At 58.2% G+C, this 10,364-nt stretch carries 10 protein-coding genes and 1 pseudogene; 9 read left to right on the plus strand and 2 right to left on the minus strand.

Annotation, left to right across the window (positions count from 1 at the left end; genetic code table 11):
- Positions 1-323 precede the first annotated feature (323 nt).
- The 5 genes from FS320_RS31060 (at position 324) to FS320_RS31080 (ending at position 5,400) form a co-directional block, all read left to right on the plus strand.
- On the plus strand, positions 324-902 hold the full coding sequence (locus tag FS320_RS31060) for a L,D-transpeptidase (RefSeq protein ID WP_152716242.1): 579 nt from the start codon (positions 324-326) through the stop codon (positions 900-902).
- 406 nt (positions 903-1,308) lie between these two features.
- The gene (locus FS320_RS50965; RefSeq protein ID WP_153885349.1) at positions 1,309-1,485 is read left to right on the plus strand and encodes a hypothetical protein; all 177 of its coding nucleotides are present in this window, start codon (positions 1,309-1,311) and stop codon (positions 1,483-1,485) included.
- A 319-nt stretch (positions 1,486-1,804) separates the two neighbouring features.
- Positions 1,805-3,349: a sugar ABC transporter ATP-binding protein gene (locus FS320_RS31070; RefSeq protein WP_152716244.1), complete on the plus strand. Its 1,545-nt coding sequence runs from the start codon at positions 1,805-1,807 to the stop codon at positions 3,347-3,349.
- A 5-nt stretch (positions 3,350-3,354) separates the two neighbouring features.
- A complete protein-coding gene (locus FS320_RS31075; RefSeq protein ID WP_338105561.1) occupies positions 3,355-4,350 on the plus strand; it encodes an ABC transporter permease in 996 nt (331 codons plus the stop codon).
- Between the two features lie 108 nt (positions 4,351-4,458).
- Positions 4,459-5,400 carry an ABC transporter substrate-binding protein gene (locus FS320_RS31080; protein ID WP_152716246.1) on the plus strand — a complete coding sequence of 314 codons (942 nt, stop codon included), beginning with the start codon at positions 4,459-4,461 and terminating at the stop codon, positions 5,398-5,400.
- An 822-nt stretch (positions 5,401-6,222) separates the two neighbouring features.
- Here FS320_RS31080 and FS320_RS31085 read toward each other — a convergent pair.
- Complete coding sequence (locus FS320_RS31085; RefSeq protein ID WP_152716248.1) at positions 6,223-6,423, minus strand: hypothetical protein; 201 nt, start codon at positions 6,421-6,423, stop codon at positions 6,223-6,225.
- Between the two features lie 646 nt (positions 6,424-7,069).
- On the opposite strand from FS320_RS31085, the gene FS320_RS31090 reads away from it, so the two are divergent.
- From FS320_RS31090 to FS320_RS31105, 4 genes are all read left to right on the plus strand, one after another.
- Positions 7,070-7,441 (plus strand): hypothetical protein, encoded by a 372-nt coding sequence (locus FS320_RS31090; RefSeq protein ID WP_152716250.1) that lies wholly within the window; start codon positions 7,070-7,072, stop codon positions 7,439-7,441.
- A 351-nt stretch (positions 7,442-7,792) separates the two neighbouring features.
- On the plus strand, positions 7,793-8,212 hold the full coding sequence (locus FS320_RS31095) for a hypothetical protein (protein WP_152716252.1): 420 nt from the start codon (positions 7,793-7,795) through the stop codon (positions 8,210-8,212).
- Between the two features lie 348 nt (positions 8,213-8,560).
- The gene (locus FS320_RS31100; protein WP_152716254.1) at positions 8,561-9,199 is read left to right on the plus strand and encodes a hypothetical protein; all 639 of its coding nucleotides are present in this window, start codon (positions 8,561-8,563) and stop codon (positions 9,197-9,199) included.
- Positions 9,200-9,844: 645 nt separating this feature from the next.
- On the plus strand, positions 9,845-10,177 hold the full coding sequence (locus FS320_RS31105; protein WP_152716256.1) for an SgcJ/EcaC family oxidoreductase: 333 nt from the start codon (positions 9,845-9,847) through the stop codon (positions 10,175-10,177).
- 45 nt (positions 10,178-10,222) lie between these two features.
- On the opposite strand, the pseudogene FS320_RS31110 reads toward FS320_RS31105, so the two are convergent.
- Positions 10,223-10,364: pseudogene (locus FS320_RS31110) on the minus strand (ATP-binding protein); the annotation flags it as partial.

Genomic DNA, 10,364 nt, shown 5'->3' on the forward strand with positions numbered 1-10,364 from the left:
GGAACGGATGGGCCTGATCCGACGCCAGCCGGGCTTGGCCCGTAGCATCGAAGTCCTGGTTGAGCCCGAACGCCTGCCCCTCCTACGCCCGCCTCAACTCGTCAAATCCTCAGTGCAGAGGAACTAGGTCAGACTTTCACATTCCGACCACTCAACAAACGTCCGCATTCAGACGCCGAAGCGGACCAAGCCTGTTGGTCCGGGGAGTGCCATTTTCGGACCCTGGGGCCACTCCTGCCCTTCCGGGGCACTCCCGATTCGCGAGGAACCGGAAGCCGGGCCTTAGGCGTTGAAGCTATGCCATTCCACGCGAGGAGGTCCGCATGATCCACTTCGTGTTCGCTGTCGTGCTGGTTGCGTGCAGTGTGGTGTTCACGGGCTCCGCCCGGGCGCAGACCGTCGCCTCTCTCGGTGGCGAGCCTACCAACTTCTTCGAGCGCCTATTTGGCGGGCCGATCTCCCCGACTGCTCGGCGGGTGGTCTTCTGGCCCGGCAACAATCGGCCAGGCACAATTGTCATCTCCACCAGTCAGCGCCGGCTCTATTTCGTACTCGGCACCGGGCGGGCCATTCAGTACGGTATTGGTGTCGGGCGTCCGGGCTTCACCTGGACCGGAATCAAGACTGTCAGCATGAAACGGGAATGGCCATCCTGGAGCCCTCCGGCCGCGATGCGGCGGCGGCGGCCTGATCTTCCACGCTACATGGAAGGTGGCCTGGGCAACCCGCTTGGTGCCCGGGCACTGTACCTTGGCTCCTCCATGTACCGGATTCACGGCTCCAATGAGCCGGAGACAATCGGTTATGCCGTCTCGTCCGGGTGCATTCGAATGACCAATGCTGACGTGGTCGACCTCTACAACCGAACTCGGGTAGGCACCAAGGTCGTGGTATTGCGCTGACGCGTGCCGGGACGGGCCTTGTTTCTGTCGCCAATGGTCAACCCATAGACATGCGGACTATGCCGATAGGCCTATCTGACAGGCTGACGTTCAACACTCCGCCAGCAGGATATCCAGATCGGCCGTGGAGCGCCCGCCGAGGGCGTCGGCACTGGCGTGCAGGAATTCACTTGCGGCCCTGCGGCCCTCCGTCCGCAGCATCGGCACGAAGTCCCACTCGCTGTTGAGCTTCGGCGATGCGCCACGTCAAAACCAGTCTCGCTTGTGCTGCCAGGGAAGCTAGCATGGTTCCACCAAGGAGCAGGAGTGGAAGTCGGTCCTCGTCCTGAACCTGGTCGACGGCTGCATCCATTCTGATCTCGGCACCGGCAACCACGGCGGAGATCGAGGAGGAGCTTCGGCTGCATTGCGTGGCCATGAACCCGCCCAGAGCCGCCTGCATCCTATCGTGCCGGAGCGGTTCGTCACGCACCAGCAATCCGCCACCGGGATCGTCATGCTTATAAAGCCCCTACTCGATCCGAGCCATATTTCCGGTTGCCTGCTCCTCGGCTTCATGAATATCATCCTCGAAATAAAATAAAACTATGCATGTTCAATCTCGTCCGTCTCCGAAGGGGGCTCACCGGAACGGCGTCACGAGCGCAGGACCGTCACTGGGTGGCGGTCGGGAGGGAATAGATGCGGGTACAGGATAACGTCCTGCTGCAGACCGCAGCGGCTTGGGACGTTGAGTGTCCGAGCGCCCTCCCGCGGCTGCGCAAGAATAACTCCAACGTAGCGAATATTGTTGGCGCGATCGCCGTCGCATGTGCGGCATCCCGCAGACCGGTTCTCGGCAGCCGCTGGGGTTGGAGGCAGCCTGGGCATGCGACAGTATCGTACCAAGCGGAGCGTCGCTCATGACGCCGCTCGTCACGATCAGGGATCTCGACAAGTCATTTCCAGGCGTGAAGGCTCTGAAGAAGGCTCGCTTCGAACTCCTCTCGGGAGAGGTTCATGCCCTGATGGGGGAGAACGGCGCCGGCAAGTCCACCTTGATGAAAGTTCTTTCCGGGATCTACCGCAAGGATGCCGGCGAGATCTGCATCGAAGGCGTGCCCGTCGATATTCCATCTCCGCGAGCCGCGCAGGATCTGGGGATCAGCATCATCCATCAGGAACTGAACCTGATGAACGACCTCACGGCCGCGCAGAACATCTACATCGGTCGCGAGCCTAAGCGAGCCATGGGGCTTCTGCTCGATGAAGAGGCTCTGAACCGGGCTGCCGCCGAAATCTTCGAACGCATGCATCTAAAGCTCGATCCGAGGGTCGAGGTCGGCAAGCTCACCGTCGCCAAACAGCAGATGGTCGAGATCGCCAAGGCCCTGTCCTTCAGGTCGAGGGTCTTGATTATGGACGAGCCCACGGCTGCCCTGAACAATGCCGAAATCGGAGAACTGTTCAGCATCATCCGGAAGCTCAAGACCGAGGGCGTCGGCATCGTCTATATTTCGCACAAGATAGATGAGCTGAAGGAAATTTCCGACCGCGTCACCATCATGCGAGATGGCGAATATGTCGGCACGGTTTCCACAGCGACCACGAGTGTCGACACGATCATCTCGATGATGGTCGGCCGGAGCCTCACCGAGACGAAGACGGAAGTTCCGGACCTGTCGAGCCATGACGTCGTGCTCGAGGTCCGCAACCTCCACCGCAGCAATGTCATCCTGGACGTGAGCTTCAAGCTGCGGAAAGGCGAGATCCTTGGATTTGCCGGTTTGATGGGGGCGGGTCGGACGGAGGTTGCTCGTGCCATCTTCGGTGCAGATCCGCTTGACGACGGCGAGATCATCGTCAGGGGCAAGCCTGTGACGATCCGCTCGCCGCAGGACGCCGTCCGTCTCGGCATCGGCTATCTGTCAGAAGACCGTAAGCGTTTCGGACTGGCGACCGGCATGGACGTAGCGGCCAATATCGTCATGCCATGCCTGAGCCGGTTCCTCTCCAAGAACATATTCCTCAAGACACGTGCGATCCGGGAGACGGCGCGCTCCTACATCCGGCAGCTGCGGATCAAGACGCCATCGGATGCTCAGGAGGTGCGATTTCTGTCAGGCGGCAACCAGCAGAAGATCGTCATCGCGAAATGGCTCGCCCGGGACTGCGAGATCCTGTTCTTCGACGAGCCGACACGCGGCATCGATGTCGGTGCGAAGAACGAGATCTATAAGCTCCTCAACACTCTTGCGGCCCAGGGACGCGCCATCGTGATGATTTCATCGGAGCTGCCCGAGATCCTGCGCATGAGTCATCGGATCGCCGTGATGTGCGAGGGCCGTCTGACCGGCGAACTGCCCGCCGAGGGAGCGTCACAGGAAGACATCATGCGCCTTGCGACGCAGCGGCATAGCCTCACCACCAATACCTTGAACGCGGCGACCCGGGGATCAACCACGTGACGACGATCGTAGAAAAGGAAGCCCAGACCGTCATCAAATCCGCTGTGTTCACCCAAGGGGCATGGCAGAAGATCCTTGCCTTCGCCAGCCTGATCGCCCTGATGGCCGTCTTCAGTATAGCGTCCGATAACTTCCTCCAGCCCGACAACCTTATCGGCATTCTGCAGGCGACGGCTGTGAACGGCGTTCTCGCCGTGGCTACGACATTCGTCATCATTACTGGGGGCATCGATCTGTCTATCGGCACGTTGATGACCTTCTGCGCGGTCATCGCCGGCGTGTTCCTGACCTACTGGGGTCTGCCCATGCCCGTAGGCATCCTGGCGGCCATTGCCGCAGGTGCTCTCTGCGGCTCGGTTTCCGGCACTCTCATCGCTAAGATGAAGATCCCGCCATTTATCGCGACGCTTGGCATGATGCTGCTGCTGAAGGGTCTTGCCCTCGTGATCTCGGGAACGCGTCCGATCTACTTCAACGATACACCGAACTTCCCGATGATCTCGCAGGAGTCGCTGATCGCGGCAATCCTGCCGTTCCTGCCGATCCCCAACGGTGTCCTGATCCTCTTCGTGGTCGCGGTCGCCTCCAGCCTTGTTCTCACGCGCACCGCTCTCGGCCGTTACACCTTTGCCCTCGGCTCCAATGAAGAGGCGGTGCGCCTCTCCGGCGTGAATACTGATTTCTGGAAGATCATCGTCTACACGGTTTCGGGCGGGATCTGCGGTATTGCCGGTCTCATTATCGCCTCGCGGCTCAACTCCGCCCAGCCGGCGCTCGGCCAAGGCTATGAGCTCGATGCCATCGCGGCCGTGGTCATCGGCGGAACTTCCTTGAGCGGCGGGCGCGGTACCATTCTTGGAACGATCATCGGAGCACTGATCATCAGCGTGCTCACGAACGGCCTGCGCATCCTGTCGGTGGCTCAGGAATGGCAGACGGTCGTCACCGGGGTGATCATCATCCTGGCCGTTTACGCCGATATCCTGCGCCGCAAGGGCTGAGCATCTCCCCTTACTTCTCACGAGCGAAAAGGAGCACGCGACACGTTCCAGCAATCCAGCCCACCGCATCCGACAATAGCCAGAACCAACAACGACCAGGAGGAAACGATGTGGAGTAGACGCACTCTGATTGGCGCCATCAGCATTGGCGCGCTCATTGGTTTCGCAGCCCCGGCAGCGGCCCAGGAGATCTATATTCCGCTTATCTCGAAAGGCTTTCAGCACCAGTTCTGGCAGGCAGTCAAAGCCGGGGCCGAACAGGCGGCCAAGGACTATAACGTGCGCATCACGTTCGAAGGCCCGGACAGCGAGACCATGGTCGACAAGCAAATCGACATGCTTTCGGCGGCTCTCGCCAAGAATCCGAAAGCGATTGGCTTTGCGGCTCTCGACAGCCAGGCGGCAATCCCTCTGCTGCGCAAAGCGCAGACCGCCAAGATCCCGGTCATCGCGTTCGACTCCGGTGTCGACAGTGACATTCCGCTGACCACGGCAGCCACCAACAACCTGGCAGCTGCAGCACTGGCTGCCGACAAGATGGCCGAATTGATCGGTGGCGAAGGCGACATCGCTCTCGTGGTGCACGACCAGACCAGCCGCACGGGCATCGACCGGCGGGACGGCTTCGTGAACCGCATCAAGGAGAAGTACCCGAAGATCAATATCGTGAGCATCCAGTACGGCTCCGGCGATCACCTGAAGTCGACGGAGATCACGAAGTCGGTTCTCCAGGCCAATCCGAAGCTCAAGGGCATCTTCGGCGCCAACGAAGGTTCGGCGATCGGCGTGGTCAACGGAGCCAGGGAGATGAACCGGAAAATCGTCATCGTCGGCTACGATTCCGGCAAGCAGCAGAAGCAGGCGATTCAGGAGGGTCTCATGGCGGGCGCTATCACCCAGAACCCTGTCGGCATTGGCTACAAGACAGTCGAGGCTGCCGTGAAGGCTCTCAAGGGCGAGAAGCTCGAGAAGATCATCGACACCGGCTTCTTCTACTATGACAAGTCGAACATAAGCGATCCGAAGATCACAGCCGTCCTCTATGACTAAGGGATAGCGTCGGGAGAGGGGTTCACCCCTCTCCTCTGCCGTCGCCGTTGGAAATGCAGCAGAACACAAGAGTGTTACGTCAGTAGCGGTCACACGCGTTTGCCTCGGGGCAGATCAGCAATCAGAGCAACTGATGAAGCTGCACTATGTGGCGCAGCCCAAACAATGTGGATCAACTTCCCTCATTGTCGTTGAAGGAAACATACTCAATTCTGGAGGACTATAGGTACCTCAGCGGTGTAGAGGGAGTGAAAGCCAAGGATCTGTCTACGTATCGCCTTGGAAGAGCCTTGATCTGCACGTCGCAATAGCAAGCCATGTGGTTTGATTTACGAGGTAACACATGCACTTAGATCAGCCTTTTCCTCTCGAAGCCGTTCCATCACGGGTGAAGCATCCGCTCTTGCTTGAGTTCAAGGGGCGCTGTCCTAGTCTCCGGGAAGTTGACCAGATCCCAGATAAACATTGGCTGGCGACACCAGGCATTGGCCCAGCATCCCTTGAAGCGATCCGCAGCATCACCCATGCTGGGCGAGTGCAGAGCGTCAGTCACGCTGCTTCACCTAGCTTATCAGATGCCGCTTTACTGAGGCGCCTTGAAGGGCTTCAAGAAGAACTGCGGTGGCTGGAGGCTGAACTGAAAGCTCGTATGCCCCTAGGCCCAAAGAACACATCGAGCCGGCACCGACGCGGCCGCGCGACGCGAGATGACACTGACCACCTGGGGCATCGAGTAAGTGGGGCTGAAACTTCACATCAGCAAAGCGGCCAAGACCACGCCGCTTAAGAGCTCGCGCCCCCCGAGGGACTAGGCGGTGGCTCCTAATCGCACAACCGCTCTTCTGCTGCGCCCCTCTTCAGGGCCAGAAGAAGAATATTGATGTCTTCGTCGAGCAGATCAATGGCGTTGCGGGCATACTCCCGGAACCGCTCCTTTCGGATTGCGGGCTCGTTATCCCACAAACATGCTGCTTGCTGGGCTTCATGAATGGCCTGAGCCACGAGCTCAATTTTGTAGTCCATCTTTGTCTCCAATGATGCGATTAGTCTCGTTCTCGTCAATGGAAGCATTAAGGTTCCCAGCTTCGTCAGATCCCGGCCAGAAGAAGGGCTGCTCCGATGAAGAAACTGAGGAATGCAAAAAAGAGGAGCACTGCGCACTGGAAGGATGGGCCTGTGCTGGCGGGGTGCGTGCGATCTAAATCGGCTCCCTGTGCGGCGTTCGTGTGTCGGGTGTTGCTCATACGCTTGTCCTGCATCTCTATCGACGACCTATTGCCACTAAACGGATGCATTTGCTGGTCTATTCCTTCACGAAGTTTATAAGAATGTTTCGAGAGCCTTGGCTGCGGATCGAAGGATGCTCAGAAACGGCAGCGGCGCGGCAGATGAGGCGGCTTTGCAAGAGTGCGCTCTATGGCGTTCAGATGAGCAATTGCTCCGTTCCAGCAACCATTTGTTAATTCCTTGGGCGCAGCCTCTTCATGTGCCGAGACGGCACGGTCGTTGTTTCCTCTGGAACTGGCCGTGAAAGGCGGCCTCCCTTGAGCGCCAAGCGCAACTGGCGCTTTTTCTTTGATGACTGCCTCGTCAGTGAAGACGGCACACCTTGGCCATATCGGGCCATTCCGTCAGCTACAGCGCAAGGGCTTAGTAGAGGGAGTTCTGAATGTCCCCTCACAAGTATGATGCATCTCCAACGGTACAGAGAGGAATAGCCATGATTTTCCGTATCACAACTGCTACCAGCCTTCTGCTTGCCGCTACCGGTGCCTTTGCTGCACCTACCAAAGCGAAGCCGGTCTCCGCCGTTATCATCACAAATGCCCGCGACATACCTGCGACTGACGTAGCCATTGGTGTCAATGGACAGACAGTTCGACTGGCCAAACCGCTTGCCCCGAAGGCGAAAACTACTTTGAGGCTGCCGAAAATGACAGGATGCATGGTGGCCGTCGCAGCGACTTTCGAGGATGAATCGACGGCAGAGTTCCCTGAACTCGATGTATGCCAGGACGGTACTGTCCGCTTTACGGACTGATACCTGCTGTATCCAGGCTTGGCACTCCTATATTAGAGAGACTTCCACTAAGCTCGAGTATTAGAGAGACTTCCACTAAGAGGTGAGCGCGGTCTCAACACGAGCGTCTGGAACACCGGAGCGCTCTGCGTTTATATGGCAGTTCAGCCTCTTCAAAGCACTTGAACTGACCCGCGTCTCTGTAGCCTTTTTGGATAGAGCTGATCAGGGGCTTTGGACGAGAGATCGCGGGTCAGAAGTCTCGGAGTATCCTACGCCTGTACGGAAGCCTGTTTCCTATTCTCTCTGCCGCAAGAAAGTCTCCAAACGATGTCTCAATAGTAGGTGATGGATTCCCGAAGGGAGTGTTCCATGGGCCGTTTCCTTCCCGAGCTAGCGACGGCAGACTGGGCATTCATCACCTCTGTCATCATCCTGCCGCTTCTCATGGCATTCGGCATCTATGCCATCCGCAGTGAGGTGCGAGAGGCGAGACGTATCCAGGCTAAGTCGGTTAAACTCAAGACCAGCAGAGTACAGCGCCAACAGTGGCGAAAGGGAGCAACGTCCGCAGAGATGCTCAACCTGCTGGATGATATTGAGGCGCTGCTACGCTTCATCAATGCCGATGACGTACTTGTTCGGCAAGAGCACAGTGAGGCCGTTCGCCTCTCTTGGATGAGCTATCGTATACCCATTCGGGCGGCCTTCTTTGGCAGCTTGGTACTAGCCGGTGTATTCTCGGCCATCTTCATGGTGATTGCGCAAGGACCCAGCAACCCCATTCCATGAGGATTGGTGCGCTTGGCCGCTTAGTCACAGGGAGAAGGGCTCGCGCAGTCTCTCTGCATCGTCACCTGCGCCCTCGGGATAGCCTGTTAGTAGTGTCCTGACGGGTCCGATGAGGCAAGGTCGGAAGGCGTAGATTGGCATCCGACGCGGAACTGCCAGCAGGTTGCCGATGCGTGAAAGAGCGCAGAGTTTACAAATGCAACCACGTTCCAGAGACTTAGCAACTAAGAACCCGCGAGAGCGTTGATGTATTGACGGTGGCCACCTTGGCTGAGGAGCCGTATCCCTGAACAGCTTGGCCTTTGGCCGGGTTGGCGACGTTCTTCCCCGTCGTGGGAGCGTGGATCCATGGTGCGTGTCGTCCTATTCGCTGTCGTCTGTGTCCTTTCCATTTCTGCAGGAGCAGAGTGCGCACCATCCCGGAAACGGAACACGTCTGCTCAGGAGCGATCAGCACCTCAACAAGCGGCGCAGGAACCGGATGAGTTCCGGTCATGCGACGTAGCCGTCCGCGAGTTCGTTCAGGGGCGAAAAGAAGCCGCTGCGCTTCCCGTGACAGAGGTTAAGGTTGATGGTTTGCGGATGACATTGAACTTCGTTCATCCCTACGGCGAAAGTGGAGATACACCGCCCAATCTTGCCTTCACACGAGGTGAATCAATTGAAGAGCGCCGCAAGGCGTTGAACGAGGCGAAGCAAAGAGCGCGGTTACTGGCCGAAGCGGCGAGAACCGGGAACGTCTGGTACGTCATCACCGTGAGGAAGGAGAGTGGTCCGGGTGAGGAGCGCTACAACCCAACGAGCCAAGGTCAGCAGATTTCTGCCAACGCGGTGGTGATGGCTAGCATTGAGGGTCGGTGCATAACAGTTTCGCAGTATGAGGCGGTGCCCCTCAATAGCCTGAGCGCGGATTTGCAACAGGCTCTTGGTCAGCGGGAGAGGGAAGCATCACCGACTGAGCCACCCCCACAAGCGCCACGATCATGAACATCAGGGCGACTGTGTGAGGGAACCGTAGGTGCGGCTGCCGAGATTGCGGTAGAACCGCTGAAAGAACTATCACATGTAGGGCGTCGTTCTTCTCCCGACGCGAAAGCGTTTCCGCATCGGGAATGGCAGCACAAGGCCTGGATATGTACCACGCCTGCTGCGTACACGATCATGCGGGTCCAGAATACTCAGAGGTGAGGAAATTGCGAGAAGGTGCAGGCGAACTGGAGTCTGGGCGGCGTCCGAAATCTGATACCCCAGCCACTCAGTTGTACGAACTCCGCCTCACCACCGTCGTAGAGTGATTGGGCTTACTCGCTTATTCCTAACCGTGCCGGTTGGCGTAGCGGCGCTTTTTAGCGAGATTCTTCTGTCCCTCGAGCGTTTTGACTGGGGCAGTCACTTCCCTATAGCGGTGGGTGTACTTCTTGAACGATGGTCTCATGCGCGCTTTACCAGCCATAGGATTACACTCCTGCCAATGGCCAAAATCTCTACCATGAAAAGTATTAAACCATAATCGTCTGCTGCGAACACCTCATCCCGAATGGGTACTGAGATGGCGGATGCCCGAAGGTTACAGCAATGTTACGGTAATCCCGCTCATGAAAGCGTGGGAGAAGGGCCATACGCATCGATGCCGTGCTTACAGCTCTCTACCTGTGCCTCCCGGTTTCCGCCATGGCACAGGACAAGGCCCTCATTCAGGGCCTGAACGATAAGTTTTCTCAAGCCTTCAACGAAGGCAACGCGGCGGCAGTCGCAGCCCTTTACACGGGTGATGCCGTGATCCTGCCGCCAGGGGGCGAGATGATGAAAGGCAGAAACGCCATTCAGGCATTCTGGAAGGGTGCGACGGAGCATCTTGGTGACGGGAAGCTAACCACTGTCGATGTAAGGCCCCTCGGCAGCACAACGGCCCGCGAGATTGGCACCTTCACCTTCTGTCAAGCGACACCGAGATTTACGAGATAAGGCGACATCCAGTTTTACGACGGCTCAAGCGTGAGCCCGCTGGAGAGCCTCCTCCAGATCCCGCAGGCGATAGCTGCGCCCCTTGATGTTGAGAACATGCGCTCGGTGCAGCAGGCGGTCGAGGATGGCCGTGGCCAGCACCTCGTCGCCGGCCAGCAGCTCGGTCCACTCCCGGATGCTCTTGTTC

The organism is Microvirga tunisiensis, assembly GCF_009296175.1.
GTDB classification, from domain to species: domain Bacteria; phylum Pseudomonadota; class Alphaproteobacteria; order Rhizobiales; family Beijerinckiaceae; genus Microvirga; species Microvirga tunisiensis.

Excerpts from the sequence above, each read along its gene's own strand:
- FS320_RS31080 (WP_152716246.1), top strand. The coding sequence starts at position 4,459 with ATGTGGAGTAGACGCACTCTGATTGGCGCCATCAGCATTGGCGCGCTC.
- FS320_RS31095 (WP_152716252.1), top strand. The coding sequence starts at position 7,793 with ATGGGCCGTTTCCTTCCCGAGCTAGCGACGGCAGACTGGGCATTCATC.
- FS320_RS31060 (WP_152716242.1), top strand. The coding sequence starts at position 324 with ATGATCCACTTCGTGTTCGCTGTCGTGCTGGTTGCGTGCAGTGTGGTG.
- FS320_RS31085 (WP_152716248.1), bottom strand. The coding sequence starts at position 6,423 with ATGGACTACAAAATTGAGCTCGTGGCTCAGGCCATTCATGAAGCCCAG.
- FS320_RS31090 (WP_152716250.1), top strand. The coding sequence starts at position 7,070 with ATGTCCCCTCACAAGTATGATGCATCTCCAACGGTACAGAGAGGAATA.
- FS320_RS31070 (WP_152716244.1), top strand. The coding sequence starts at position 1,805 with ATGACGCCGCTCGTCACGATCAGGGATCTCGACAAGTCATTTCCAGGC.
- FS320_RS31100 (WP_152716254.1), top strand. The coding sequence starts at position 8,561 with ATGGTGCGTGTCGTCCTATTCGCTGTCGTCTGTGTCCTTTCCATTTCT.